Here is a 24,792-nt window from a genome sequence, read left to right as displayed (position 1 = left end):
CATGAAGGGGATTGATCTTATCTATCAACAAAAGATGCTTTACGCGGAGAAACGCATGTCCATCCATGGCGCCATTCTGTCGGCTGATATCGTGAGCTGGCTCTACGAGAAAGCTCGCTTCTATCCGAACATTTCGCAGGTGCTTGAAGAGTTGGTGGAACGCACGCGTGAAGCAGGAATGCTGGTTGATCGGATGTGGATCAGCATTCCGGTCCTCCATCCGTCACTTCGCGCAAAGGGCTTTCATTGGACCTTAGAAAAAGGAGTAGAGCTGCGATATTATCGCGGTGAGCCCGCACTTGAGCAAATGTACCTGAACAGCCCTTTAAAGGTGGTGCACGACACAGGCGAGTCTGTGCGCTTACAGATTACACAGGAAGCTCAAGAGAACGAGTTCGGCATTGTGCCAGATCTGAGGGAAGCTGGCTTTACGGACTATATCGCCATGCCCCTTGTTTTTTCAGAAGCCACCCCTGGCACAGTGAGTATGGCAACGCGCGAGCCCGTTGGGTTCAACGACACCGATATCTTGGCGTTTGAGACCATTGCCCAGCCGCTCAGCATGCTGTGTGAGGCGCAAGCCCTCAAAGAAAAGGCTGAAACCGTTCTGAACACCTATGTTGGTCCGCGGGCAGGTGCACGTGTATTGAACGGCGAGATCAAGCGTGGGGATGGTGAGCGCATCTCGGCAATCGTTGGCTTTGCTGACTTGCGGGGCTTTACGCAGCTGTCCAATCAGCTGCCGAGCGACAAGATCATAGAGCTTTTGAATATTTATTTCGGTGCCATGTCTGAGGCCGTCGAGCGTAATGGCGGTGAGGTTCTAAAGTTCATCGGTGATGAAGTGCTCTCTGTCTTTCCCTATGAAAACGAAGAGGGGGCCCGCGTCGCGGCCATGCAGGCGCTTTTGACAGCGAAGGAAACAATGCAAGGGATCCAGCGCGCAAATGACACCAGTTGCCCCATGCTGCCCGATTTGCGCCTGGGAATGGGTCTACATGCGGGAGACGTCTTCTTCGGAAACGTAGGGGGAGAGACACGCCTCGACTTTACTGTCGTTGGGCCCACCGTCAACAAGGCTTCCCGGATCGCAGGCCTTTCCAAAGACCTCAATCAGGACATTCTGACTTCCAAGGAGTTTGCCGATATTCTGGGCTGCCATGCAGGGGCGCTGGGCTCTTATTACCTGAAAGGGTTTGAGGAGCCACAGCCGGTATTTACGGCACCTGAACACGGTAGCGACTGCAAGACCGAAGAAGGAAAGCTTGCTTGGGATGCTTATGGCGCCCTGAAAACCAACGCCTCGTAATTTTTCCCATCCGTTTGAATGAAAACAAAAAACCCGCCACGGTCCTCCGGGCGGGTTTTGTTTTGACCTGCATGAATCTTTTGGGGGTCAAAGCAACACTGCACGTGCCTTCGAGAAAAACTGGCGCCGGACCAGCACCATAAACACAAAGAGCGTTGCCGCCATAAAGACATGCGGACCGCCATACCAACCAAGAAAACCCACGGAAAAGAACAGACTGGCCTGTCCTCGGCTGAAATGGCGCCCTGCCAGCGTAACAAACTTTGCGGCTCGATCCACTCTCTCCAAGGCTTCCGGGTCTTCCTTGCCCTGTGTGTCAGCGACACTGCCCATGATGATTGTGGCATAGTTGAACAGGCGGTAGGCCCATCCGAACTTAAAGAACGAGTAGGCAAGGATCAGGATCAGTCCGATGGCCTTGGTCTCCCAGTGCGCAGGATCCGGAGTCAGTTGGATCGGCAGTTCTTTGGCAAGTTCAACCACCTTGTCAGTTGAATTGAGGATGGCGAATGCGCCGCCAATGGCCAGTAGGGAGGTGGAGGCAAAAAAGGATGTGCCCTGCTGAAGGCCTGCTGCAATGTTGGTATCGGCAATTCTCATCTGCCGCGACAACATGGCGCGCAACCACGTGTGACGGTAGGCATCCATCATGTGAGTGAGAGATTTTTCACGCCATGGACTTGCATAGATCAGCCAGCTGTAGAGCAGCCAGCAGAACAAAAAAAAGATCAATGCGCCGATATCAAATGGACTCAAATGCTCCATTTTTGGCCTTTCTCTGCCGTTTTTTCACGCTATTCTTGCCCGGGGTGTGTTCGAAATACTCTTGACACGAATTCACCTTGTTTTATCGCCTGCTTAGTGACGTCCTCAAGAAGTAAACGCGAGGTTAACGGATGGGTGGGGCGTGGTTCCACAGGAAATATGGCAGTTCGATGTCAATTAGGGGCTTGCGTCTCAGATCGAGACGGGCTAATCACCACCCCCGCAGCGCAATGAGTTTTCGTTTGCGCGCTATTTACAACAACTCATGGTGTTTTATGGACCAGGAAGTTCAGAAGTCCTGCTGGGGCGTGACGGCGAGAGCAGTTGTCGCATTAGGGGGCGCGCTGGCGCTGATCTATGTATTCGCAGGGGCTGGCGCCTAGCCAAGGCCCGCCGACTGGCGAATAAGGTTTCTATAGAAGGGGTGCAGATTACGGTCTGCATCTTTTTCTTTTGTAGGCCAAATCACCCAAAGGTGTGTTGCAGGCTCTTTCCTTGCAAAGCTCATATTGATAAACAGCTGCCATGGCATTGCATCTTGTAAAATTATGCGTGGGCGTTGATAGCCCGGATCAGCTTCAGCAATACATCGAGCACCGGCAGGTGCTGGCGCTCTCAGCGGGCGTCTCTGATGAGCAAGTCCATACGACCCGCATGGTCCCCACACGAATAGAGGAACTGCTTGATGGTGGCTCTCTCTACTGGGTTATCAAGGGATCCATTCAGGTGCGCCAAAAACTCATCGATATTCGCGTGCTTAAGGACGATGGCGGTCGCAAGCAGTGTGAGCTGGTCTTGGAGCCGCACTTGGTACACACGCATCAGCAGCCTCGTCGTCCCTTTCAGGGCTGGCGCTATTTGAAGGCCGAAGACGCTCCCGCGGACATGCGCATATCAGCGGTGTCCGGCGATATTCCGGAGAGCATGCGTCAGGAGCTTCAAGAGCTCTGCCTGATCTAGCTGTATGTCGTTTTTTCGATTGCGCTTGTGAAGGAAATTTGCCTTCTCTCATCTTGCTTTAGCGGTTTCCTACCTCACATGACTGACAAGCCTTTCCGCTCCCGTTAACAGGAGTGGCTTGGTAAGCGGTGGTGTTTGCACTTATACTGACATTCAGCCTTTCAGAATGTTGGGTTTGGAGGCCTTTAAATGAAAGATAAGCAAGATGCGCTTTTAAAGCGTACCGACCTCCCAGAGCAGTCCTCTTCTTCTCAGGACATTCAAGCGTTCCTCAAAGCAGCCAGATCGATTGGTGCCCCAAAAACCGCCGGTGAGAATGGCCGGTTGGTGTTCGCACTGGATGCCACCATGAGCCGGCAACCGACGTGGGATCAAGCCTGCCACCTGCAGGCCGAAATGTTCCACGAGGCGGGCAAGGTCGGCGGTCTGGATGTACAGCTCGTCTATTTTCGCGGCTTCGGCGAGTGCCGAGCTTCGAAGTGGGCGAGAGATGCCACTCAGTTGGCCTCTATGATGGGGCGAATCCACTGTCAGGGTGGGAGGACGCAGATCCGAAAAGTCCTCAAACACACCATCGCAGAGACGCGAAAGAAAAAGGTTCAGGCGCTGATCTATATCGGTGACTGTATGGAGGAGGAGCCTGATCTGTTGTGTGATCATGCCGGCGAACTGGGTTTGCTGGGCGTGCCCACCTTCATGTTTCAGGAGGGCAATGACCCATTGGCAGAGCATACCTTCAAAGAGGTAGCGCGATTGACCAAAGGGGTCTTCCATCGATTTGACAGACAATCTGCAGAGCGCTTGCGCCAGCTCCTTGGAGCTGTGGCAGCCTATTCGGCAGGTGGTCGTGTTGCCTTGGAGAATTTGAGCAACAGTGGCCACAAGGGCGCTCAGTTGCTGATTGGAGATATGCGATAGCGATGGCTTATCTGGTTGCAGGAGGGCTGGTTCTGGCCCTTTCCATTTATCTTGCGAATGCTTTCACGAAGTCCAACCCGGCTGAACTGGCCAGAAAAATCAAGCTGGTAGGCGGAATTTTTCTGATACCGGTCTGCATATTTCTGGTTGTTACAGGGCGCTGGCTCGTTGCCATACCGCTTGCAGCTGTCGCCTTGTCGCTCTTTGGCGTTCGTGGCTTTTCGCCGTTTGCGGGCCTTCGTGGTCTCAACCTAGGAGGGCTTGGTGGCGATCCGTTTGGCGCATCACGAGGAAATCAAAAGTCCTCAGTGCGTTCGGCGTTCTTTGAGATGGCTCTGGATCACGACAGCGGTGAGATGGATGGCCGGGTGCGGTCGGGGCGCTACTCCGGCCAAAGGCTGAGTGATTTGTCCATGGAGGACATGAAGAGCCTCTGGCGAGAAGTTTCTGGAGATCAGGACAGCCTGACTCTATTCGAAACTTATCTCGACAGCCGGTTCGCCGACTGGCGTGTACACTTCCAGTCGGACTCCACATCTGGGCATAGCCAGTCTTCGAGCTCTGGCTCCCTGACTGAAGAGGAGGCCTACGAGATTCTTGGTCTTTCCCCGGGGGCTAGCACGGAGGAAATCCGAGCGGCCCACCGCAGACTGATCAAGAGAGTTCATCCGGACAGCGGCGGCTCCGCGGTCCTTGCTGCTAAGCTCAACGAGGCGAAGGATAGGCTTCTCAACAGACATTAGTTATCACCGTTACGCAAGTTACTGATATACGGCATAGCAAGAGTAGTTTGCTCTTTTCAGGGACTTACAAGCGTCCCAAGCGGCAGTTTTCGTTTCAAATCCAATGAACCGGGCGCGGTACAGCGTCTGGTTTTTCGTGCGGACCGGCTCGGTGTACATGGAATAGCGCTTGAGCTTTCCACCGGTTGCTGCACGGGCTTTTTCTAGCATTGCAATGGCCTGCTCCTGACTGGCAGACGCGGAGATCTGCACGTGCCAGCTTGGCTCTGGTTCGGCGCTTGCTGCCGGAACCTGCTGCTGTGCAGCGTTCTGGACAGGGGCTGCAGCCGGAAGGGCGGTTGGCGCAACTGAGGCGACCTTGATGGGCTCTTCTGGGTTTGCAATTGGAGCCAGAGATTCGTGGCTCTCAAGCATTTGTGCGATCGGATCTCCGCCAGGCTTGGTGCTTGGTGTTGTTGAAGCTTGAGCATAGGCCATGACCGGCGTGGATGCTGTTGCTGAACCGAAGCTTGGCTTGGAGTTTGGCAGCGCGGCCAGCGTTTGTGGCAGAGAAGTCGGGCTGCCAGCGAGCAGAAGCGGCGCGGTACGTGGACCACGGCTAGCTTTGCCCAAGTAGCGGTTGATCAGGTCCACCATGTGTGCGTCGCGGCTGCGACCAGTTCGTCCGCCCATTACAACGGCCACGATGTGGCGGCCATCACGTTCCACGTTGGTTACGAGGTTGAAACCAGAAGCGCGAGTGTAGCCGGTTTTAATACCGTCAACGCCGCGAACAGATCCCAGCAGTCGGTTGTGGTTGCGCAGGCTCGTCTTGCCGTACTTGTAGGAGCGGGTGTTGAAGTACTTGTAGTATTTCGGAAACCGATCCTGAATGGCGCGGCCGAGCAACGACAGGTCATAAGCGGTGGTGACCTGTTTGCTGTTTGGCAGACCGTGTGGGTTCTTGAATACCGTATTTTGCATGCCGATGCGGCGCGCAGTTGCTGTCATCCGGCGCGCGAAGGCCGCTTCTGATCCGGAGATGTGTTCAGCAATCACCGTGGAGGCGTCGTTTGCCGACCGGGTGATCAGAGCGAAAATCGCATCTTTCACGCGCAAGGTGCCGCCTGCCTTAAGCCAGAGCTTGGTTGGCGGGCGCTGAGAAGCGTATTTGGATACGCGCATGCGGGTGTTCAAAGACATGCGACCGGCTTCCATTTCCTCAAAGAGGACATAGAGGGTCATGATCTTTGTTGTTGAAGCTGGGAAACGCCGTGCGTGGGCGTTGTCCTGATAAAGCACCTTGCCTGTCTTGGCGTCGACGACGACGCCCGCATACTTTGAGTTCGCCTCAGCTACTGTAGCTGTTGCCACCAACGTGGTCGCAACCAGGCCCGCCGTAGCAATCAGGCTGAAAGTCTTCTTGATACGTGACAGTGGTCCAAAAAAACGCAGACCCATAACTCGCCCCATTAGCAGTAAGCATTTGTTTTCGCGTTTGAAACGCGCACTCAACGACGGCTTGCAAGATCAAGCGAGATTCGCGTGATCCGTGCGGGTGTAAAAATCAGGAAAAGCCCCCAAACCGCTTCATGCCCAAAATGATGCAAACGCGGTTACGAATGTGTAAATGCCCGGCATCATTTTCATGTTTTTATCCCCTACCAAAATTAACGCAGCGTCACTAGCAGTTAGTAGTTGAATAATGCGATGCGGCATATTTTGACTTTTATTGTGCGGTGCGGTATAGGTGTTTCCTGTTAGTTTTCTGAGGGCTACCGCAGGTGCGTTGGTCTATTTTACTCTCTGAAATATTGGGGACATTGGTATGATGGGTGGTTTTGAAGAACTTCAGAAAATCCAGAAGGACAATTCTGAGATGGTAATGGAGAGCATTGGCGCTCTCTCAAAGGGCATTCAGGCGGTCTCCAACGAGCTCTCTGAGTATCAGAAGAAGTCATGGAAAGAGAGCAGCGATGCCATGTCTGCTGTCATGGGGGCAGGCACCTTGGACAAGGCATTTGAAGCACAGAACTCCTACGCCAAGTCCAGCTACGAGAACTTCGTCACCGAGATGACCAAGCTGGGTGAGATGTACAGCGAGATGGCTAAAGATGCATACAAGCCGTTCTCCAACATCATGCCAGAAGCCAAAAAGTAGTTTTCCCGTTTCAAATTGAGCTGATTGGAAAGCCCGGGTCTATTGGCTCGGGCTTTTTGTTGCCTACACTTTATATATAAGAGACGTGTTTCGGCGGGGTGCTATCCCCACTACCATCCAAAAGCAGCTTATCACTTGGTTTATGCACCACGAAAATGCTCGGTTTCTGGGTTTGAATTTTGCAAACACCGTGCACAATGGTTTTAAGTAGAGTGATGAAGAGGGGTAGTGTGGTAACAGACACCGATTGTATTCTGGAACACTGCCTCTATTTAACATGAAGAACGTGGGTTCCAATCGATAGACCAAGTTGGGCATGAAGGTAAGTAAAATGGCAGTTGAGCAGCATTTTCGCGGAGATGCTGAAAGTCTGTTGTCGGTTTGTGATCCAAAAACAGTGGTGTTTGATCAATTAAACTTGAGTGCAGCAGGGTTGGGAACAATATTTCAAACATCATTTAGTTCTAGGGTGAAATTTTCCCCCTTGAATTCGAGGGGCTCTTGTTTAAATACTATCAAGGTCCCTGATTTATACATGATGGGGCACGAGGAATATATGAGTGGCAGAGACGATCCGGACGACGGTGGTGATGGCGGAACGGTCACTGTAACCAAGACGAAGCCGAAGGTTAAACGGCCAAGTCTCTACAGGGTGCTGCTCTTGAATGATGACTACACTCCCATGGAGTTCGTCATCCACGTTGTTGAGCGGTTCTTTCACAAGAGCCGGGAAGACGCGACGCGGATTATGCTCCATGTTCATCACCACGGCGTCGGTGAATGCGGCGTCTTCACTTACGAAGTGGCTGAAACTAAGGTCACGCAAGTTATGGATTTCGCCCGAAAACATCAACATCCATTGCAGTGTGTTATGGAGAAAAAGTAATAGGGGGCGCCTGTGCCGTCATTTTCTCGCAGTCTCGAAAAAGCTCTCCATCAGGCGCTGGCATTTGCCAATGAACGCCAGCAAGAATATGCAACCCTGGAACATTTGCTCCTAGCGTTGATTGACGACCAAGATGCAGCCGCGGTGATGCGTGCCTGCAACGTGGATCTGGATCAGCTTCGCCGGGAAATTGTCGAATACATCGATACCGAACTCGAAAACCTTGTGATGGATGGCGATGAGGATTCAAAGCCCACCGCCGGTTTCCAGCGCGTGATTCAGCGCGCCGTCATTCATGTCCAATCGTCTGGCCGGGAAGAGGTTACAGGTGCCAATGTCCTTGTGGCAATCTTCGCGGAACGGGAAAGTCATGCGGCTTACTTCCTGCAAGAGCAGGACATGACCCGGTACGACGCGGTAAACTACATCTCACACGGGATTGCCAAGCGCGCTGGCATGACAGAGCCGAAACCTATTCGCGGTGTTGAGGAAGATAGCGAAGCGACGCCTACGGGCGGGGCAGGGTCAGCGTCCGGCTCTGAGGGCAAGCAGCAAAAAACTGAAGCACTTGAAGCTTACTGCGTGAACCTCAATGAGAAGGCTTTCTCTGGCAAGATTGATCCACTGATTGGTCGTGACAAGGAAATCGCGCGGACCATTCAGATCTTGTGCCGCCGGTCCAAGAACAACCCGCTTTACGTGGGCGACCCTGGCGTTGGCAAAACAGCGATTGCTGAAGGCCTGGCTCGCCGCATCGTTGTTGGCGATGTTCCGGAAGTGTTGAAGACAGCAACCATCTTCTCTTTGGATATGGGTTCGCTGCTGGCCGGCACGCGCTATCGTGGTGACTTTGAAGAGCGCCTGAAGCAGGTGGTCAAAGAGATCGAAGAATATCCCGGCGCGGTCATGTTCATCGACGAAATCCACACCGTGATCGGTGCTGGCGCAACTTCGGGCGGCGCTATGGACGCGTCCAATCTGCTCAAGCCCGCTCTGGCCTCTGGCGCGATCCGTTGTATCGGCTCGACCACCTATAAAGAGTACCGCCAGTTCTTCGAGAAGGATCGGGCATTGGTGCGCCGGTTCCAGAAGGTGGATGTAAACGAGCCATCCATCCCGGATGCAATCGAGATCCTGAAGGGCCTGAAGCCTTATTTTGAGGACTTCCATAATGTGCGGTTCACAAATGATGCGCTTAAGGGGGCTGTGGAGCTTTCTGCACGCTACCTGAACGACCGAAAGCTGCCGGATAAAGCCATCGACGTGATTGACGAGTCCGGTGCCTCTCAAATGCTTATTCCAGAGTCCAAGCGTCGCAAGACCATTGGCCTGAAGGAGATTGAGGCAACCATCGCAACAATGGCTCGGATCCCGCCGAAGTCTGTTTCCAAGGACGATGCGGAGGTTCTGTCCAACCTCAACGACAGCTTGAAGCGCGTTGTTTACGGTCAAGACAAGGCCATCGAAGCGCTGGCGGCCTCCATCAAGTTGGCCCGAGCGGGTTTGCGTGAGCCGGATAAGCCAATCGGGTCTTATTTGTTCTCCGGTCCAACCGGTGTGGGTAAGACGGAGGTTGCGCGCCAATTGGCATCCACACTGGGTGTCGAGCTGCTGCGTTTCGATATGTCCGAATATATGGAGCGTCACACCGTCTCCCGTTTGATCGGTGCGCCTCCAGGGTATGTTGGCTTTGATCAAGGTGGCTTGCTCACAGATGGCGTTGACCAGCACCCGCATTGCGTCTTGTTGCTCGATGAAATCGAAAAAGCGCATCAGGACCTTTACAATATCCTTTTGCAGGTAATGGACCACGGCAAGCTGACGGATCACAACGGCAAGCAGGTCGACTTCAGGAACGTCATCCTGATCATGACCACTAACGCTGGTGCTGCGGATCTTGCCAAGCCGCCGATCGGTTTCAGCCAGGTCAAGCGTGAAGGTGATGACACTGAAGCGATCAACCGGATGTTTACGCCGGAGTTCCGCAACCGTCTTGATGCGATCATTCCGTTCTCCAATCTGGATGACACCGTCATTCACAAGGTGGTCGAGAAGTTCGTCATGCAGTTGGAGGCGCAGCTTGCAGAGCGCAACGTGACGTTCGAACTGACGCCAGAGGCTGTCGCCTGGCTTGCTGAAAAAGGCTACGACCAGCAGATGGGTGCGCGTCCTCTGGGCCGTGTTATTCAGGAGCACATCAAGAAACCGTTGGCGGACGAAGTGCTGTTCGGCAAGCTCAAGAGGGGCGGGACTGTGAAAGTATCTGTCTCCGAGGATCTTGAAGGGTTGCTACTTGAGAGTGTGGAGGACAAGCCTGCGGCCCCGGCCAAGGCAGCTCCGAAAGCGGCGAAGCCAAAGCGCAAGAAAGCGGCCAAGTCCACGTCCTCCAAGGGTGGTTCCAGCGTGCCAAAGGTTCCGCTCGCCGAATAACGCTTTAGTTACAGCTACCTAAATTATGAAGGGCCGGATTTCTTTTTGAAGTCCGGCCCTTTTGTATTTTTTGAAATGATGCTTACTGCGCAGCAATTTCCTTTGCCTCTTAAATAATAAGGGAGTATTACGGATGATATATTGTCGCAGGTTTGGTAAGGGCTAAACCCAGAGTGGGTGCTTTTTTGGCCATTTGGGAAGTGTTTCTCAGATCTGCGAGCTGTTCTGAATGGTTCTCCAGTCCAGTGAGGTCAATCCCGTTTCAGTCATGGAAACTCGCAGTACTTTGTCCTGGTATTTTCTGGGCATGCGCAAAGCGCTTTCTCTTCCGACAGTCATCTTGATGGGTGGATTTGTCGGTTTCGCAAGCTTGGCTCGAGAAGCGGATCTGTCTTTGCTTCAAGTCATGTTGATGACGATTTTTATTTGGGCTCTGCCAAGTATCGTGGTTTTAACCGGCGCGTTGTCGACCGGCGTCGGGCTTGTAACGGCTGCTATTGCGGTTGCCTTGTCGTCCATCCGGTTGATGCCCATGACGGTGGCCCTGATGCCGGTACTGCGAGATGGCAAGCGAACCCCCAATTGGCTGCTGTTGATCATGTCGCACTTCGTGGCAGTCACCGCTTGGGTTTTTGCAATGCGCACACTGCCAGACATGCCACGGCATGCGAGGTTGCCGTTTTTTGCGGGTTTTGTGAGTTTTGTGAACTCGTCTGTGGCGATCGTGACCGCCATCGCCTATTTGCTTGTGCCTCAGGTACCGGACATCGTGGCCGGGGCGCTGGTCATGTTGACACCAATCTACTTCCTGATTTCCATGTGGGGCGCGGCAAGGGTTCCCTCAGACCATATGGCCATGATCTTCGGTTTGATCCTCGGGCCTGTTTTTTATCTCTGGTTTCCTGGATTTGACCTTCTGCTTTCCGGCTTTGTCGGAGGCACGTTGGCCTATGGGCTGTTTACCGCTCGGCGGAAGGGGTGGATCTGATGACAGGCGACATGATGCAGACGTGGTGGTGGCCGTACCTGATGATTTTCTTTGCAGGATGGATTGCCACAGACATCTGGCGCTGGATTGGGGTCTATGCTGCCGGGCGCATTGATGAAGAAAGCGAAATTCTGGTTTGGGTGCGCGCTGTCGCTACAGCGCTCATTGCTGCCATCATCGCGCGACTGATCCTGTTTCCTGAAGGGCCGCTTGCAGAAACGCCGGTTTGGCTTCGCTTGGTCGCAACGGCCTGGGGGTTTGCGACTTTCAAGTTGTGCCGGGATCATTTGCTGGCAGGTGTTGCCACTGCGGAGCTTGTGCTGATCAGCGGTTGGCTGGTCGTCGTATGAGCTTTCGAGCTTTTGCGTTCTAGGCCTTTAATTTAGTCTCCTAATTCTCGGGGGTTTTGACTTCTGTCCTGCGAAGGACCGGGCGAGGGTGCTAGTTTGTTGCTATCAGGCACAGTTCCATAGGTTGGGAGCAGGTGATGGCATACATTCATCTCAGTCCGGAGAATATCGCGGACGAGCATATTTGCTGCGCGATTTCAGATAGCAAGTGCGCGGCAGGCTATCAGGCCAAGAAGGCGTGGCTCACGGAACAATTCGCTCATGGCTATGAGTTCGTGAAGCTGGATGAGCGCGGCAAGGTGTTCATTGAGTTTGGGCCAGCCGAACATGGATGGGCACCGATTTCCGCGCCGAACTATCTGCTGATCAACTGCTTTTGGGTTTCAGGCAAGTTCAAGGGGCAGGGTCACGGCAAGGCGCTGCTTGACGTTGCTCTGAAGACTGCGCGGGATCAGGGCCGCGATGGACTTGTTACCATTGTTGGGAAAAAGAAGTTTCACTTCATGGGCGAGGGAAAGTGGTTCAAGCGCCAGGGCTTCGAGGTGGCAGCAAGTTCGCCTTGGGGCTTTGAGTTGCTTGCATTGAAGCTCTCTGAGAACGCCGTTGAGCCCAACTTCTTGCCAGCTGCGCTTACGGGGAAGGGCCCTGAGGAAAAGGGACTGGTGGCCTACTACAGCGCGCGCTGCCCCTTTACGGAGCTGTACGTGAACCACTCTTTGCGCGAGACCGCTGAAAAGAGGGGGCTACCGCTCAAGATCGTAAAGTTTGAGCGTTTGGAGCAGGCGCAGGCTGCGGCCTGTCCGGCTACCATCTTCGCCCTGTTCAAGGATGGGGCTTTCATCACGACTGATGTTAGTGTCTGCATGGATAGCCGGTTCGACAAGGTGCTTGCCAAAGCGTGACCGCAAAGCCCCACCGGTCTGCCAAGGTGGGGCCTGCGTTTTTGTGCCTGCAGCTTCCTACAGCACTGCGCGGATCTTGTCTGCGTGCTCTTTCAGTATCGCAGGGTCAGCCATGTCGCCAGTGTGCGGACGCAAGGCGACCCCGTCAAAGCGAGGGATTACATGCACGTGGGTGTGGAACACGACCTGACCGCCCGCGCTTTCTGAAAACTGCTGAACTGTGGTGCCGTTAGCGGAGAAGGCCTTCATAACAGCCAGAGCCATTTTCTGAACAGTTGCCATCAAGGATGTGAGGCTGTCACTGTCGATGTCCAGAATGTTGCGAGAAGGGGCCTTTGGCAGCACCAGAATATGGCCGTCACCTCGTGGCATGATGTCCATGATTACGAGTGTGTTGTCGTCCTCGTATACCTTTTCGCAGGGCATTTCCCCGCGCAAAATTTTCGCAAAGACGTTCTGGTCGTCATAGGCAGTCATGGTGACATCCCTCGGGCTCTAGTTGAAATTACCTATTATCTTTTTGGGGTTACGCTGCGGCGTTCAATAGGTGCTGAACTCATTCATAATGTGATTCAATCGGCTTGTTGAGAAAATGATTCAAGAAACGCGGGTTCTTCAGAAAATGATTCAACTTCGCCCTTTTTGTGAGTCAGAGCAGACTCTTAGAGGGCGTTCTTCAAGTTGAATTGTCCTGATGTTTTTTGAAAGGGCCGCGCTCTTTCAGGTAGGCCTGATCTTCTTCCACTGCGACTCGTTCGTGCTCCAGATAGTTTGCTACCGCGTTTCTTAAGGAAGGGTGTGCAATCCAGTGGGCGGAATAGGTCGTGTTGGGCATGTAGCCGCGTGCCAGCTTGTGGCTTCCCTGGGCGCCTGCTTCGACGCGCTTGAGGCCTCGATGAATGGCAAAGTCGATGGCCTGGTAGTAGCACACCTCGAAGTGCAAGAAGGGGTGATGCTCGATGCACCCCCAATTGCGGCCATACAGCGTATCGGAGCCGATCATGTTGAGTGCGCCTGCGATGTAGCGGCCATTGCGCTTTGCCATGATCAACAAGACATCTTCCGGCTGACGTTCGCCCAGAAGCGAGAAGAACGTGCGGTTCAGATAAGGTGTTCCCCACTTGCGCGCCCCAGTGTCCATGTAAAAGGCATAGAAGGCGTCCCAGTGGTGTTCTTTGATGTCCGAACCGGTGATCCATTCGATCTCGATATCGTGTGCCAGCGCTTCTCTGCGCTCCTTGCGCAGCGCTTTGCGCTTTCGGGAAGCCAAAGTTTCAAGAAACTCCTCGAACGAGCGGTACTCGTTGTTGTTCCAATGGAACTGCTGGTCGGTACGTTGCAGGAACTCCAGTTCGCCAAGTGCATCCCATTCCGGCTTCTGCATGAAGGTTAAATGCACGGAAGAAGCGTTGTAGCGGTCTGCGAGGTGAACAAGTCCCGAGACTAGGGCTTGGCGTGCGGTGGCTTGGTCCACCTCGGGTGCGACAAGCAGTTTGCGTGCTGTAACCGGCGTAAATGGAACACTGCATTGAATCTTTGGATAGTAACGCCCGCCCGCCCGATGAATGGCATCGGCCCAGGCGTGGTCAAAGACATATTCGCCCTGACTGTGGTTTTTGAGGTAGGCGGGGACTGCGGCAAGAAGTTCGCCTTGCTGCTCTAATATCAGGTGGTGCGGCATCCAGCCAGTATCTACGGATGCGCAGCCGCTCTCTTCTAGTGCCTGTAAAAAGTCCCAGGATAAGAATGGGTTATAGCGGTTTTCTTCGGAGACTGATTCAAGAAGTTCAGAGGATGATTCAAACTCGGTTGGAGTTCTCGTTACACCCGGGTTTGCCAAGTGATCCCACTGAGCACGTTCGATCTCTCTTAGTGACGAGATCGCGCGCAGGGTTGGTGCGTTTTCGTCGGGCATACGCCTCTGATCTCCTGTTGCTCGGTTCATCTGCGCGGGGATGCGCGTTGACACTGGCTAAGCTAGTGTTTCTAACGCACGCGTCAAAGAGGCCAAGGCTAACAATTACATGATTGGCAGATCTGGGTCGAAGCCTTCAAACACAATCTGGTCGGCAAAAATTTGGGCTTTCTCGCGATCCGCCGGGGTTTTGACTGTCCAAGCCATTACCGGAACGTCTCTTGTGCGTTTCAGAAAGCTTGGGCCGACGGCTGGTAGGTCGCGAATGCAGTATGAAATGAAGTCTGGCTTGGTCCCAAGCATATGCAGCATGTAGCGGATAATGAACCGCTGCACGGGATTGTAAAAATCCCGCTGTGGCTTTTCAAGAAACGAGCAGGACAGAGCCCCCCTTGGAATGTGAGGGGCCATGTCTTTAAGAGCCCGCAGCATTTTGGGGTCAAAGGATTTAAGGGCAAAGGGCCCGTTGTAGTGGCGCAGGGCCTCCACAATCTCGTAGAGAAATTCGCGTTGACCACCATTCCTGAACAGCGACTTCACCTCAATGATCAGCGGGACATCGCCTTTGACTTCTTCAAGGAGCTGTTGCAGTGACCACATCGGGTCACGGGTCCGTTTCAGCTTGACCTTCATAAGCTCGTCAAGCGTGCGGTGAGCAACTTCGCCTTTGGCATGGGTAACTCGGTTCAGTGTATGATCATGAAAGATGAGTGCCTTGTGATCAGCGGTCTCTTGCAGGTCGACCTCAATGGCGAAGTTTCGCTCCAGCGCTTTGGAAACGGCGGTTGGCGTGTTTTCGATAACGCCGTTCTCGTCGTTGTGGTAGCCGCGATGCGCAATTGGGCGCTCTGTGAGCCACGAAAGATCTTTCATACACGCATTCCGGAGATCACGGGCGAACCTTGGTCCGCCACTGTCATCAGTTCTGTCGGATAAGTGTGCCAGCTGGTTCCAATAACCAGATGACGCTCACAGCAGTTCGAAAATGGCTTCAACTTCGACCGCGACGCCAAAGGGCAGCGCGCCTGCGCTGACCGCTGATCGAGCATGCTTGCCCGCTTCTCCCAAAACCGCGACCATCAAATCAGAAGCGCCGTTGATCACGACGGGTTGTTCTGCGAAGTCCGGTGTCGAATTTACGAAGCCGACAAGTTTGACCAGTCTGACCTTGGAGAGGTCACCTGCGGCTGCCTTGGCTTGCGCGAGCAGGTTGATGGCACAAATCTTGGCCGCTTCTGCGCCATCCTCGGTGGTCAGATCAGCGCCGACTTTGCCTTGAAAACTGATCTTTCCGTCCTTGATTGGGATTTGACCGGAGATGAACAGCTGGTTGCCGGTCTTCACGAATGGAACATAGTTGGCAGCTGGAGCGGCAGCTTCTGGCAGGGTGATGCCTAGAGCGGACAAATTTGCTTCAATATCAGCAGTCATCGATAACCCTCAGTGCACACTATAAGCACTTGCGCTTAAAGTGTTTTGCAGATTGCCGAAGAATCGTGGGGCGCGCAAGACAGGAACTTACTATTCATATTGGCTGTATAATTTTCATGCACTTTACGAAAAACTGCCCGTTCTATTGGTTTTGGGATTTGCATTTGCGCGTTCTTTATGCAGAAAATGCCGCTGCGGGACACAGGGTAGCCAAGAAACCCGAGCACTTCCGCAAACTCATGTGTCATCTGGAGGTTGTATGTCTACAGGAACAGTAGCTTCTCGGCTCATGAGGTGGGGATTGGCCGCGGCTTGGCTTGCCTTGGGCAGTAGCGGTGCCAACAGCGCAGACCTGCAACCGCATCTGGCCATTTACGATATGGAGCTCGTGGATGCCGAGGAAGGCTCCGGCATCTCGGAGATCAGTGGGCGCATGGTCTACGAGTTCACTGGGAACACGTGCGAGGGTCATGCAATCACTGTGCGTTTCATGATGATCATGACCTCTGACATGGGAATGTCGCAGGTGACCGACTTGCGAATTTCGTCGTTTGAGACGGCTGGCGGCGAGAGCCTGCGCTTTCTCACACGGTCTTTTGTCGACAGCTCCTTGGCGGAGGAGGTGCGCGGCACGGCAACCCGAGAGGCTCAAGGCACTTCAGTCCGGCTGAAGCAGCCATCCGGTCAGTCCTTGGAATTTTCCAAAGATGTCATGTTTCCAACTGAACACCTGTCTGCGGTCATAGACGCGGCGCAGCGGGGCGAGCGCTTCCTGTCGGCCAAGGTCTTTGATGGCAGCGAGGCAGGAAGCACACTGTTTGAAACCAGCACCGTGATGACGCCCGTAACAAGAAATCTGAAGGTCATTTCTTATGAATCGAAAGTGCCTGTAGCGGAGCCCGCAGAACAACTGTGGCGCATTTCTTCCGCCTATTTCAACCTGGACATGCCAGAAGGTGTTAGTGAGCAGACGCCGGATTACGAGCTGCAGTTTCTCATGGACAGCCGCGGAATTGCACGTGAGTTGAAGCTGGATTATGGCACCTTCATCGTCTCTGGAACCCTTGCAAATCTGACGGTCCTGAACGAGGACAAGTGCCAATAACCGGCGTTTGAACGGAGGTTCTGGCTGAATTGTTTCTTGTGAATCTATTTGGTCGGCGGGTTCCTGCCTGCGGCAAACCAAGGGGCTTAGCGCTCCTTGGCCGTTGAAGTCGGGTCTTTGCCCAGAGCGCGGCCCAAACCGACGCTTTCCTTACCGAACTTGTTTCTCAGCGCATCGATGGCCTTTTCAGCCTTGGCGCGCTTGCCTGCCTGTTCATCGACAAGATCTTCCGGGTCTGCAAGGGCTGGATCACACAGGTCAGCCAAACCTACGCCGATAAGGCGGTAGCGCTTTATTCCATCTGCTTCCGGCTGCAACAGCGCATTCGCTGTTCGGAAAATACGGTCCGCCAGCTGTGTCGGGTCATGCAGCTGCCGTGAGCGTGTGATGGATTTGAAGTCATTGGACTTCAGTTTCAGCATTACGCTTCGCCCTGCAAAGCCTGCGTTTTTAGCGCGGAACGACACCTTCTCGCTCAGTTCCCAGAGAATGTCTGAGAGTTCCCTGGGGTCGGCGATATCGATATTGAACGTTGTTTCGTTGGAGATGCTTTTGGTTTCGCGCTCGTTGGAAACGTGGCGATCATCTTCACCTTGGCATAGCTTCGCCAGTCGCAGGCCCATGACGCCATAGGCTTTGGCGAGGTCCGTGGGGTCTTTGCGCTGGAGCTGGCCGACCGTTGTGATGCCATCGGCTGCAAGCTTCTTTTGCAGCACCTTTCCAACGCCCCAGATGATGCTGGTGGATTTGTCTTCAAGGAAACTTTTGCGCTCAGCGGCACCGATGACAGAAAAGCCGCGTGGTTTGTCGAGATCTGAAGCAATCTTGGCGAGGAACTTGTTTGCGGCCAGCCCCACAGACAGCGAAACGCCGATTTCCTGTTCGATGCGTTTGACGAACTGCACCAAGATTTCCGCTGGTGTGCCGTGGTGGAGCTTTTCGGTTCCGGATAGGTCCAGAAAGGCCTCGTCAATGGACAGCGGTTCCACAAGAGGGGTGAGCTGCTGCATGGCCTCTCGGATCTGGCGGCCCACACTCACATAGACGTCCATACGCGGGCGAATGACAACTGCATCCGGACAGGCGTCGAGCGCTTTGAACATGGGCATGGCAGAGCGCACGCCATACATTCGGGCGACATAGCAGCAGGTCGCGACCACGCCCCGCCGCCCGCCGCCAACAATGACTGGTTTGTCAATCAGGTCCGGGTTGTCGCGTTTTTCGATGGCGGCATAGAACGCGTCGCAGTCAATATGGGCGATGGAGAGTTGGTCCAGCTCTGGATGTGCGACCATGCGAGGGCTGCCGCAAGAAGGGCAGCGGTTCCGAGTGGAGGCAAAGCGGTTACCGCAATCGCGGCACAGTGCCTTTGGTTGGGTCGCAGGAATGGACATAAGCAAGACCAGTGATTGGATTTGTTCCTATTATGTCCTCGTCTTCTACGCCAAACCAAACACTTCCTTCAAGTATGCCCCGGTTTCTATCCAGCAGCAGGAGCGAAAAGCGACGCCATCGATCTGAGGTGCGCCCTCAAAGAACACAGGATCGGCAACGAAGTGGACCAGCTGCACACGGGGCGCTGTTGTTCTGGCCGAAATCAGGTTTTGAGGGCTGTCATCAATGAAGACCACCGGGTTAGAGCCCCGGCCTTTTCCCAGTTCGGCAACTGCGCCGCCTTTGGGGCCTGAGTTGGTAATCAGCGGGTAGTCCATGCCAAGCTCTGCCAGCAGCTTGATGCGTGCCTCCCGGTTCGCAGTTCCCGGAAGGTTGGTCAGAATGATGATGTCTACATGCTCACGCAGGGCGGCCAGCTGGAGCGCTGCATGATCAACCGCATCCTGACGGTGGACCACTGTCTCAAAGAACTGCGAAATGAAGCGGTCGCATTCGGTCTTTGAGAGAAGGCGACCCGTTTTTGTTTCCACCAGATTGTTGTGGAGGCGATAAATGGGTTCTCTAAGGGCGATGCCCTGTTCCTGGCCCAGGGCGTGCATGTGCCGAATGAAGTGCAGCAGAACCTCGTCCGCATCACAGATGATCAGCGGACGTGATGTAAGCTCCAGGCCTTCAATTTCCTTCATGAACTGCGGCGAGGGGCGATCAGGTTCCGGCAAAGTAGTCCACCCCTCCCGCCAGTGTCAGGTGGGCGGCGGCCAGCATTGTCGGCCGGTGGCCTTGAGTCTCGGTGAAAGCCAGCAGCAGCTGCTCGTCTTGCATGTAGAACTCCAAAACACCGGCCAGAAAGCCGGGTTCTTGGGCTGCCTCGCGAATCTCTGAGGGGCCAATACCTGCCAGAGACAGGAAGCGACCGAGGTATTCCGGGTTCTGGGCGAGGTAAGACAGTGCGCTTGTGGCGATTTCTTCCGCGGCTTCCTGCGTCATGGGGCCGGATTTCGTTCCTTTCATCGCTTGTTTGCCTTTCCGAAACGATTCTTCCTTAACTTATTGTCAAAACCCTAGTGCGAGATGCTGAGCAAGGCTATCATTTCGTTTGAATGATCATTCGGTTATAAGCGTCGATCGTTCAAAAAACCTGCGGGATTCGAATGGAAATGCAGAAGACAGTGCTGATTGTTGAAGACAATGAGCTCAACATGAAGCTCTTTAATGATCTCTTAGAGGCGCATGGCTATTCTACCTTAAGGTCACGTAACGGCATGGAGGCCTTGGAGCTTGCGCGTCAACATGTGCCAGACCTGATCTTGATGGACATTCAGTTGCCGGAAGTCTCCGGGCTGGAGGTGACCAAATGGATCAAGGAGGACGATGCGCTGAAGTCCATTCCCGTTGTGGCCGTGACGGCGTTCGCCATGAAAGGCGATGAGGAACGCATCCGTCAAGGCGGGTGTGAGGCCTATATATCCAAGCCGATTTCGGTAGGAAGTTTCTTGGAAACGGTCCGCTCCTTTCTCGGGGAGGCCGCGTAACTGGAGTAGGATAGCAGATGACAGGTCGAATATTGGTTGTAGACGACATTGAAGCCAATCTTCGCCTGCTCGCAGCTCGGCTCGCCGCAGACTATTTTGAGGTGACCACAGCCTCCAATGGCAGTGAAGCGCTGGAAGCCATGGAATCCAACGCATTCGATGTGGTGCTACTTGATGTGATGATGCCAGACATTGACGGCTTTGAAGTCTGTCGGCGCATCAAGCAATCTCCCCGCACAGCCCATATTCCCGTTGTCCTGATTACCGCACTCAAGCATCAGAGCGATCGACTGAGGGGCTATGAGGCTGGCGCCGATGATTTCATATCCAAGCCTGTCGATGACGTGGAACTGGTGATCCGGGTGCGTAATCTGATCCGCATGAAAAGGGCCATGGATGAGCTGCGCATGCGCGCACGCACGGGGCAGGATCTGAACCTGCAAATGAGCGAGCCGGAACTTCAGGAGCCAGTGACCGATGCCTCGGTTTTTCTGGTGGACAGTGATCCGGCCTCAGTCAAGCAAATTGAAGGGTATCTTGCCGGGCATTTTACCGTGATTTCTGAAGGGCGGCCGGGCAGGGCTGTTTACCGCTGCGTGGAAGATGATCCCGATTTGGTGCTGATCAATGGCAATATAGATGCCACCGATCCATTGCGGCTATGCGCGCAGCTACGGTCCAATGAGCACACCCGGATGATCCCGATAATCTTCTTGTCCAGTCAGCGCGACAAGCGGCGCCTGATCAAGGCAATGGATATTGGCGTCAATGACTTCGTTGAGCAGCCCATTGACCCATCGGAATTTATTTTGAGGTGTACGACACAGGTGCGCCAGAAACGGACCAGCGACGCGCTTTTGCGCGCCATGCAGGAAACGGTGGAGATGGCCGTGACGGACGCGCTCACAGGGCTCTATAACCGCCGCTACTTCGAGCATCACGCTGGTGCCCACATCGCCCGCGCGATCAAGGAGGGCAAGTTTCTCTCGCTGCTTTTGCTGGACGTTGATCACTTCAAGTCGATCAACGACAAGTATGGACATGATGTGGGGGATGAGGTGCTTGTGGAGTTCGCGCATCGGCTTCGTCGGAACGTGCGTGGTCTTGATCTGGTTTGCCGCTACGGCGGTGAGGAATTCGTTATTGTTACACCGGAAACTGATCAGAAAGTTGCGCTGACTGTTGCAGAGCGCTTGCGCGCCGAAATCGCGGCTATGCCGTTCTCTGTTGTAGGCAAAACCGAGAAGATACCCATTACCGCAAGTATTGGTGTAGCAACGCTTCAGTCCACAGACGAGACCACTGCAAGCTTGGTCAAGAGGGCCGATCAGGGGTTGTATTCCGCCAAAAATGGTGGGCGGAATCAGGTGCAGCTGAACCTGATTGATCCACAAGATAACCACTGCCTCTAATAAAAAGGTGTGGTTCTCACCTTGTTTCCGTAGTCTTCATTGAAATTAGAGTTTATTTGTTGTGCATAGAACTAGAATCCCCTCGCTTTTCAGGAGCGCATTTACCTTAAAGCTTTACTAAAGTCGTAAATGTTGCGATGGTATCGTTGATTGCAAACGATAATTGCAGGGCATGTCCAGATTTAACACAAGGTGACGCGCATTTGCGCAGGATTGCCGAGACTGGACTTGGACAATTTAAACACCCTACGGAGCGCTCAGGTCCGCCGCATCTCCTGGGTCCGTGGGGTTGGTCGGCGCAGAAACGGGTTCAGAGTGGCCTCCTCATGTCATCCGCTTCGCGCCGACCACCACTCCACTTCCTAATTTATTCATCTATACCCCTTATATGTCAGTGATATAACGCACGCAGTGCGTGTGGGGATACCTTTTTTCTCACCCTGAGCTATTAGCCGGGAAGTGCGCAACCTTTTGTGCGTATTTGGCTTCTCTAGATTGTGCAGGGGGCCTTCGCGTTTAGCTGGAGTAGTATTGCGCTGAGGCGGTTTGAGATGTGTCCGAAGACCGCTCTTGAATAAGTGAACTCCATTAACCAAAGCGGGATCCGGGTCTGGCTCCGGTCCGGAAACGGTCTTCGCAAACAAAAAAGGGCGCCCAGAGGGCACCCTTGATCATGTCGAAGAGAAAAGACCTTACTTGATCTTTGCTTCCTTGAATTCAACGTGCTTCTTAACGACCGGGTCGTACTTACGCTTGACCATCTTTTCGGTCATGGTGCGGGAGTTTTTCTTGGTCACGTAGAAGAAGCCAGTGTCAGCAGTAGACAGCAGCTTGATTTTGATTGTGGTTGCCTTGGCCATGGCTAAGGGTCCTATGGGTTGTCGGCCTGGTCATGGCCGGATTGTTTTTGTCATGCTCGTCATGCCCGCTTGCGGATCATTTCCGTCGGGCGCGTGTGCGAGCGAAACAGAGGAAATTCAGCGCGCACACTACTGATTAGCGGCTTAAAGTCAAGATCTGTTGTTAAGAGAGCCGTAAACAAATTGTCCTTATGAGGCAAACTAAAACGTACGCTCCCAAGAGAGTTGCGAACACGATAGGCAAGCCATTGCTATCAAAGGCCTTCATGGCGTACCCGGTTGTGGCTGGTCCTACAAGCATTCCAAGGGAATACATCATCACGAAGGCCGCATTTGCAGAGGCCAGATTGGCCCCTGAAAACCGAGCGCCAAGGTGAGTCAACCCAATGGTGTAGAGACCTGCGATAATTCCTCCCCAAAAAAACATCAGTGGAAACAAGAGGTAAGGGGAACTTGATGCGGGAATCATCAGGGCCGCGCCACCGCTGCCCAGGATGGCACAGACCAAGAGTATCATGCGCCGATCGAGTTTGTCCGCCAACATGCCGATTGGTATCTGCAAAAGCAGATTTCCGGCCGTCATGGCTGTGACAAGAAGCGCGGCTGTTGCGGTAACATATCCAATGCCGATGCCGTAAAGCGGCAGCAGAGAAAGCGCGCTCGACTCAATTGCTCCGAAGAAGAATCCGGCAAGGGTTGCGATGGGGGCAACCAGCAGGAAAGAGAGAAACTTGGTTGTGGCCTTCTCTTCAAGGTCTGGTCTGGCTCTGAAGCCATACATGATCGGGAAGGCAGCCAAAAGGATCAATACGGCGGACACGAAAAACGGTGCTGGTCCTGTTGTGCCCACTGTAGCCAAGATGATGGGTCCCGTTGCAAAGCCCGCTGACAGCACCGTTGCATAGATTCCCATGATCAAGCCACGGCGTTCGCTGGGAGCAAGGGCATTGATCCAGAACTCAGAGAGCACGAAGGCCACGCAGACTGCGCCGTGAAACAAAATACGTAATGGGAACCACATCCACAGTTCTTGCGCAAAGAAGAACAGCGGAAGGGCGAGGCCGGAGACAACCACGGCACCCAGCAAGGCGAGTGGCGTTCCAAAGCGGCGGGCGATGGGTGTACAGAGCGGTGTGGCCGCAATGGCAGCCACACCAGCGAAGGCGGTGTTCAGGCCGATCATGCCCTCTGAAATGCCGCGTTCACTTAGTGTGAGGGCAAGAAGGGGCAGGCTGGCGGAGAGTGCAAGACCGACGGCGGTGATCGCGCCGATGGCGGCAACGATGCCGCGTCGTTGTCTTGGGTCAAACAGAACGCCGCCGCGTGCGGTGGGGGAGTGCATAGCAGTTTGCCTGTTCAGTAATGGGGTGAGGCTTAAGTTCTTTTTGGGTTCAAAGTTACTCAAACATTTGAACGTTCGTTCAGGATTTAGCCCATGTGTGTCGGTGAGCACAATACGGAATAGGGATGAGGCGCAAAAAAAAAGCGCCGCAGAGGCTGCGACGCATCAACACAGTGTTTTGCAAATACTACCAGTACACGCGTGTTTCTAGAGTTCTTCTCGAACAAACCCTTCAGGTGTCCAGTAGTAATAAGGAACCGGATAATCTGGCTCCAGCTTCGGATCTTCCGCGAGGCGGTTCTGAAGCTCTTCAATAACGGCCAAAGTTATTGGCGGTAGCTCCAACTGCTTGCTCTCCTCCAAAGAAAGCCATTGAAGCTCTTCCAGCTCGCCCGATGGCCCTGTTCCTTCTGGGAGCCTGTCGGCGATCTGATCTGCCCAGACAGCGAGAAAGCGTGTGTCGTAACGCCGTGGACGTCCAGGAGGCGTGATGGCGCGTGCAATGAAGCGCATCGGGCTCAGGTCTGGCATCACGAACCGGCTGTCAAAGGCTTCAAAACCATGGCCGCAGGGTTCTGTATCGTTGTGGTCCAGACGACCGATGAACAGGCCTGCTTCTTCATAGGTTTCGCGCACAGCGGCAATGGCGAAGGCGCGAGTGTAGTCCTCTTCTTCTTCGCCCTTCAGATCCCTGGTAAGCTTTGACTGCACAGTGGGATCATAGTCCGCGGCAAAACGGACGCCGACGTCTTCCGGATCGACGCGCCCACCTGGAAACACAAACATTCCGGGCATGAATTTGTGGCGCATGTGGCGCCTGCCCATGAGAACATGAGGGTCACCGTCAGCCTTGCGCTCCAGAATAAGAAGCGTTGCCGCATCTTTTGGTACCAGCGGCTCTCCATCAAGAATGCGATCAACGCGTTGAAGGCGGTCGAGTATTTCCTGGCTCATGGTGCGCTAGGCCTGACTGACGGAGTGAAAGGTGTTGTCACCGGTTTCCTCCTCATCCTCTGACTTTAGATCAAAGCCGTGCATGCGTAGCGCCCATTGCAGGCCCACAAGACTGCCTTTTATGGGCGGCAGCATGGCGAGCGACATAACCACCGTCAGGGGCAGCCACAAGGCCATATGAAGCCATAGGGGAGGAAAGAAGGCCATCTCCACTGCAAGGCACAGAGCCACAACGATGTGACCGACAATGAAGATGGTAAAGTACGGAGGGGCGTCGTCGGCGCGGTGGTGGTGTAGTTCTTCGCCACACGCATCGCAGCTTTGTTTGACCTTCAAGAAGCTTTCAAACATCTTGCCGTTGCCGCAGGAGGGGCACTTCAGCAGCCCTCCCTTGGCCATAGCGGAAGCCACGTCACGTTTTGGGGGAGGGCTGATGCTTTCCTGCAAACTCATTC

Annotated in this window: 26 protein-coding genes; 13 read left to right on the top strand and 13 right to left on the bottom strand. The window is 54.0% G+C overall.

Annotated elements, in window-relative coordinates:
* The first annotated feature begins 55 nt into the window (after positions 1 to 55).
* Positions 56 to 1,309: an adenylate/guanylate cyclase domain-containing protein gene (locus Q3Y58_RS13000; RefSeq protein WP_319622552.1), complete on the top strand. Its 1,254-nt coding sequence runs from the start codon at positions 56 to 58 to the stop codon at positions 1,307 to 1,309.
* A gap of 87 nt (positions 1,310 to 1,396) precedes the next feature.
* Here the strand turns inward: Q3Y58_RS13000 and Q3Y58_RS12995 are convergent, their stop codons facing one another.
* Complete coding sequence (locus Q3Y58_RS12995) at positions 1,397 to 2,074, bottom strand: DUF599 domain-containing protein (protein ID WP_319622551.1); 678 nt, start codon at positions 2,072 to 2,074, stop codon at positions 1,397 to 1,399.
* A gap of 525 nt (positions 2,075 to 2,599) precedes the next feature.
* On the opposite strand from Q3Y58_RS12995, the gene Q3Y58_RS12990 reads away from it, so the two are divergent.
* The 3 genes from Q3Y58_RS12990 (at position 2,600) to Q3Y58_RS12980 (ending at position 4,695) form a co-directional block, all read left to right on the top strand.
* A complete protein-coding gene (locus Q3Y58_RS12990) occupies positions 2,600 to 3,034 on the top strand; it encodes a DUF1489 family protein (RefSeq protein ID WP_319622550.1) in 435 nt (144 codons plus the stop codon).
* 189 nt (positions 3,035 to 3,223) lie between these two features.
* Positions 3,224 to 3,952 (top strand): VWA domain-containing protein, encoded by a 729-nt coding sequence (locus Q3Y58_RS12985; protein ID WP_274218827.1) that lies wholly within the window; start codon positions 3,224 to 3,226, stop codon positions 3,950 to 3,952.
* Positions 3,953 to 3,954: 2 nt separating this feature from the next.
* On the top strand, positions 3,955 to 4,695 hold the full coding sequence (locus tag Q3Y58_RS12980) for a DnaJ domain-containing protein (RefSeq protein ID WP_274218828.1): 741 nt from the start codon (positions 3,955 to 3,957) through the stop codon (positions 4,693 to 4,695).
* Between the two features lie 18 nt (positions 4,696 to 4,713).
* Here Q3Y58_RS12980 and Q3Y58_RS12975 read toward each other — a convergent pair whose 3' ends face one another.
* Entirely contained in the window at positions 4,714 to 6,135 is a 1,422-nt protein-coding gene (locus tag Q3Y58_RS12975) for a D-alanyl-D-alanine carboxypeptidase (protein WP_319622549.1), read from the bottom strand.
* A 367-nt stretch (positions 6,136 to 6,502) separates the two neighbouring features.
* Between Q3Y58_RS12975 and Q3Y58_RS12970 the strand changes: the two genes are divergently transcribed.
* From Q3Y58_RS12970 to Q3Y58_RS12945, 6 genes are all read left to right on the top strand, one after another.
* Positions 6,503 to 6,835 (top strand): phasin family protein, encoded by a 333-nt coding sequence (locus tag Q3Y58_RS12970; RefSeq protein WP_319622548.1) that lies wholly within the window; start codon positions 6,503 to 6,505, stop codon positions 6,833 to 6,835.
* Positions 6,836 to 7,391: 556 nt separating this feature from the next.
* Positions 7,392 to 7,721: an ATP-dependent Clp protease adapter ClpS gene (gene clpS / locus Q3Y58_RS12965; RefSeq protein ID WP_274218831.1), complete on the top strand. Its 330-nt coding sequence runs from the start codon at positions 7,392 to 7,394 to the stop codon at positions 7,719 to 7,721.
* Positions 7,722 to 7,733: 12 nt separating this feature from the next.
* Complete coding sequence (clpA, locus tag Q3Y58_RS12960) at positions 7,734 to 10,151, top strand: ATP-dependent Clp protease ATP-binding subunit ClpA (protein WP_274218832.1); 2,418 nt, start codon at positions 7,734 to 7,736, stop codon at positions 10,149 to 10,151.
* A 229-nt stretch (positions 10,152 to 10,380) separates the two neighbouring features.
* Positions 10,381 to 11,139 carry an AzlC family ABC transporter permease gene (locus Q3Y58_RS12955; protein WP_413697820.1) on the top strand — a complete coding sequence of 253 codons (759 nt, stop codon included), beginning with the start codon at positions 10,381 to 10,383 and terminating at the stop codon, positions 11,137 to 11,139.
* A complete protein-coding gene (locus Q3Y58_RS12950; RefSeq protein WP_274218833.1) occupies positions 11,139 to 11,489 on the top strand; it encodes an AzlD domain-containing protein in 351 nt (116 codons plus the stop codon). Before Q3Y58_RS12955 ends, Q3Y58_RS12950 begins: the two co-directional genes overlap by 1 nt.
* Positions 11,490 to 11,626: 137 nt before the next feature.
* Positions 11,627 to 12,391 (top strand): N-acetyltransferase, encoded by a 765-nt coding sequence (locus tag Q3Y58_RS12945; RefSeq protein ID WP_319622547.1) that lies wholly within the window; start codon positions 11,627 to 11,629, stop codon positions 12,389 to 12,391.
* A gap of 57 nt (positions 12,392 to 12,448) precedes the next feature.
* Here Q3Y58_RS12945 and Q3Y58_RS12940 read toward each other — a convergent pair whose 3' ends face one another.
* The 4 genes from Q3Y58_RS12940 to Q3Y58_RS12925 all read right to left on the bottom strand — a co-directional run bounded on the left by Q3Y58_RS12940 (position 12,449) and on the right by Q3Y58_RS12925 (position 15,737).
* Positions 12,449 to 12,868 (bottom strand): HIT family protein, encoded by a 420-nt coding sequence (locus Q3Y58_RS12940; protein WP_319622546.1) that lies wholly within the window; start codon positions 12,866 to 12,868, stop codon positions 12,449 to 12,451.
* A 199-nt stretch (positions 12,869 to 13,067) separates the two neighbouring features.
* On the bottom strand, positions 13,068 to 14,306 hold the full coding sequence (locus tag Q3Y58_RS12935) for a GNAT family N-acetyltransferase (protein WP_319622545.1): 1,239 nt from the start codon (positions 14,304 to 14,306) through the stop codon (positions 13,068 to 13,070).
* 105 nt (positions 14,307 to 14,411) lie between these two features.
* The gene (locus Q3Y58_RS12930) at positions 14,412 to 15,179 is read right to left on the bottom strand and encodes a glycerophosphodiester phosphodiesterase family protein (RefSeq protein ID WP_274218837.1); all 768 of its coding nucleotides are present in this window, start codon (positions 15,177 to 15,179) and stop codon (positions 14,412 to 14,414) included.
* Between the two features lie 96 nt (positions 15,180 to 15,275).
* Positions 15,276 to 15,737 (bottom strand): RidA family protein, encoded by a 462-nt coding sequence (locus Q3Y58_RS12925; protein WP_319622544.1) that lies wholly within the window; start codon positions 15,735 to 15,737, stop codon positions 15,276 to 15,278.
* Between the two features lie 259 nt (positions 15,738 to 15,996).
* On the opposite strand from Q3Y58_RS12925, the gene Q3Y58_RS12920 reads away from it, so the two are divergent.
* Positions 15,997 to 16,842 carry an EipB family protein gene (locus Q3Y58_RS12920; protein ID WP_319622543.1) on the top strand — a complete coding sequence of 282 codons (846 nt, stop codon included), beginning with the start codon at positions 15,997 to 15,999 and terminating at the stop codon, positions 16,840 to 16,842.
* 86 nt (positions 16,843 to 16,928) lie between these two features.
* Here Q3Y58_RS12920 and Q3Y58_RS12915 read toward each other — a convergent pair whose 3' ends face one another.
* The 3 genes from Q3Y58_RS12915 to Q3Y58_RS12905 are packed head-to-tail and all read right to left on the bottom strand — an operon-like array spanning position 16,929 to position 19,248.
* Positions 16,929 to 18,236 carry a DNA polymerase IV gene (locus Q3Y58_RS12915; RefSeq protein WP_319622542.1) on the bottom strand — a complete coding sequence of 436 codons (1,308 nt, stop codon included), beginning with the start codon at positions 18,234 to 18,236 and terminating at the stop codon, positions 16,929 to 16,931.
* A gap of 45 nt (positions 18,237 to 18,281) precedes the next feature.
* Positions 18,282 to 18,956, bottom strand: coding sequence for a hypothetical protein (locus Q3Y58_RS12910; RefSeq protein ID WP_319622541.1), 675 nt, complete (start codon positions 18,954 to 18,956; stop codon positions 18,282 to 18,284).
* Positions 18,943 to 19,248: a DUF3572 domain-containing protein gene (locus Q3Y58_RS12905; RefSeq protein WP_319622540.1), complete on the bottom strand. Its 306-nt coding sequence runs from the start codon at positions 19,246 to 19,248 to the stop codon at positions 18,943 to 18,945. Before Q3Y58_RS12905 ends, Q3Y58_RS12910 begins: the two co-directional genes overlap by 14 nt.
* Positions 19,249 to 19,394: 146 nt before the next feature.
* Here Q3Y58_RS12905 and Q3Y58_RS12900 point away from each other — a divergent pair, with 146 nt between their 5' ends.
* The gene (locus tag Q3Y58_RS12900) at positions 19,395 to 19,769 is read left to right on the top strand and encodes a response regulator (RefSeq protein WP_274218843.1); all 375 of its coding nucleotides are present in this window, start codon (positions 19,395 to 19,397) and stop codon (positions 19,767 to 19,769) included.
* A 17-nt stretch (positions 19,770 to 19,786) separates the two neighbouring features.
* Complete coding sequence (locus Q3Y58_RS12895) at positions 19,787 to 21,181, top strand: PleD family two-component system response regulator (RefSeq protein ID WP_319622539.1); 1,395 nt, start codon at positions 19,787 to 19,789, stop codon at positions 21,179 to 21,181.
* Between the two features lie 692 nt (positions 21,182 to 21,873).
* Here Q3Y58_RS12895 and rpmG read toward each other — a convergent pair.
* The 4 genes from rpmG to Q3Y58_RS12875 all read right to left on the bottom strand — a co-directional run bounded on the left by rpmG (position 21,874) and on the right by Q3Y58_RS12875 (position 24,790).
* Positions 21,874 to 22,041, bottom strand: a complete 168-nt coding sequence (gene rpmG, locus Q3Y58_RS12890) for a 50S ribosomal protein L33 (RefSeq protein WP_274218845.1) — start codon at positions 22,039 to 22,041, stop codon at positions 21,874 to 21,876.
* Positions 22,042 to 22,204: 163 nt separating this feature from the next.
* Positions 22,205 to 23,383: an MFS transporter gene (locus Q3Y58_RS12885; RefSeq protein WP_319622538.1), complete on the bottom strand. Its 1,179-nt coding sequence runs from the start codon at positions 23,381 to 23,383 to the stop codon at positions 22,205 to 22,207.
* Positions 23,384 to 23,590: 207 nt separating this feature from the next.
* Positions 23,591 to 24,337: an NUDIX hydrolase gene (locus tag Q3Y58_RS12880; protein ID WP_319622537.1), complete on the bottom strand. Its 747-nt coding sequence runs from the start codon at positions 24,335 to 24,337 to the stop codon at positions 23,591 to 23,593.
* 6 nt (positions 24,338 to 24,343) lie between these two features.
* Positions 24,344 to 24,790, bottom strand: coding sequence for a DUF983 domain-containing protein (locus Q3Y58_RS12875; protein ID WP_274218848.1), 447 nt, complete (start codon positions 24,788 to 24,790; stop codon positions 24,344 to 24,346).
* Between the last annotated feature and the right edge of the window lie 2 nt (positions 24,791 to 24,792).

This window comes from Nesiotobacter zosterae (assembly GCF_033843645.1).
Lineage (GTDB): Bacteria > Pseudomonadota > Alphaproteobacteria > Rhizobiales > Stappiaceae > Pseudovibrio > Pseudovibrio zosterae.
Note: the sequence above shows the minus strand (reverse complement) of the source record. Positions and strands in the feature narration are given on the sequence as shown.

Bases quoted from the DNA above. Each gene is read 5' to 3' on its own strand.
- Q3Y58_RS13000 (WP_319622552.1), top strand. From the start codon at position 56: ATGTCCATCCATGGCGCCATTCTGTCGGCTGATATCGTGAGCTGGCTC.
- Q3Y58_RS12995 (WP_319622551.1), bottom strand. From the start codon at position 2,074: ATGGAGCATTTGAGTCCATTTGATATCGGCGCATTGATCTTTTTTTTG.
- Q3Y58_RS12990 (WP_319622550.1), top strand. From the start codon at position 2,600: ATGGCATTGCATCTTGTAAAATTATGCGTGGGCGTTGATAGCCCGGAT.
- Q3Y58_RS12985 (WP_274218827.1), top strand. From the start codon at position 3,224: ATGAAAGATAAGCAAGATGCGCTTTTAAAGCGTACCGACCTCCCAGAG.
- Q3Y58_RS12980 (WP_274218828.1), top strand. From the start codon at position 3,955: ATGGCTTATCTGGTTGCAGGAGGGCTGGTTCTGGCCCTTTCCATTTAT.
- Q3Y58_RS12975 (WP_319622549.1), bottom strand. From the start codon at position 6,135: ATGGGTCTGCGTTTTTTTGGACCACTGTCACGTATCAAGAAGACTTTC.
- Q3Y58_RS12970 (WP_319622548.1), top strand. From the start codon at position 6,503: ATGATGGGTGGTTTTGAAGAACTTCAGAAAATCCAGAAGGACAATTCT.
- clpS (WP_274218831.1), top strand. From the start codon at position 7,392: ATGAGTGGCAGAGACGATCCGGACGACGGTGGTGATGGCGGAACGGTC.
- Q3Y58_RS12955 (WP_413697820.1), top strand. From the start codon at position 10,381: ATGGTTCTCCAGTCCAGTGAGGTCAATCCCGTTTCAGTCATGGAAACT.
- Q3Y58_RS12950 (WP_274218833.1), top strand. From the start codon at position 11,139: ATGACAGGCGACATGATGCAGACGTGGTGGTGGCCGTACCTGATGATT.
- Q3Y58_RS12945 (WP_319622547.1), top strand. From the start codon at position 11,627: ATGGCATACATTCATCTCAGTCCGGAGAATATCGCGGACGAGCATATT.
- Q3Y58_RS12940 (WP_319622546.1), bottom strand. From the start codon at position 12,868: ATGACTGCCTATGACGACCAGAACGTCTTTGCGAAAATTTTGCGCGGG.
- Q3Y58_RS12935 (WP_319622545.1), bottom strand. From the start codon at position 14,306: ATGCCCGACGAAAACGCACCAACCCTGCGCGCGATCTCGTCACTAAGA.
- Q3Y58_RS12930 (WP_274218837.1), bottom strand. From the start codon at position 15,179: ATGAAAGATCTTTCGTGGCTCACAGAGCGCCCAATTGCGCATCGCGGC.
- Q3Y58_RS12925 (WP_319622544.1), bottom strand. From the start codon at position 15,737: ATGACTGCTGATATTGAAGCAAATTTGTCCGCTCTAGGCATCACCCTG.
- Q3Y58_RS12920 (WP_319622543.1), top strand. From the start codon at position 15,997: ATGTCTACAGGAACAGTAGCTTCTCGGCTCATGAGGTGGGGATTGGCC.
- Q3Y58_RS12915 (WP_319622542.1), bottom strand. From the start codon at position 18,236: ATGTCCATTCCTGCGACCCAACCAAAGGCACTGTGCCGCGATTGCGGT.
- Q3Y58_RS12905 (WP_319622540.1), bottom strand. From the start codon at position 19,248: ATGAAAGGAACGAAATCCGGCCCCATGACGCAGGAAGCCGCGGAAGAA.
- Q3Y58_RS12900 (WP_274218843.1), top strand. From the start codon at position 19,395: ATGCAGAAGACAGTGCTGATTGTTGAAGACAATGAGCTCAACATGAAG.
- Q3Y58_RS12895 (WP_319622539.1), top strand. From the start codon at position 19,787: ATGACAGGTCGAATATTGGTTGTAGACGACATTGAAGCCAATCTTCGC.
- rpmG (WP_274218845.1), bottom strand. From the start codon at position 22,041: ATGGCCAAGGCAACCACAATCAAAATCAAGCTGCTGTCTACTGCTGAC.
- Q3Y58_RS12885 (WP_319622538.1), bottom strand. From the start codon at position 23,383: ATGCACTCCCCCACCGCACGCGGCGGCGTTCTGTTTGACCCAAGACAA.
- Q3Y58_RS12880 (WP_319622537.1), bottom strand. From the start codon at position 24,337: ATGAGCCAGGAAATACTCGACCGCCTTCAACGCGTTGATCGCATTCTT.
- Q3Y58_RS12875 (WP_274218848.1), bottom strand. From the start codon at position 24,790: ATGAGTTTGCAGGAAAGCATCAGCCCTCCCCCAAAACGTGACGTGGCT.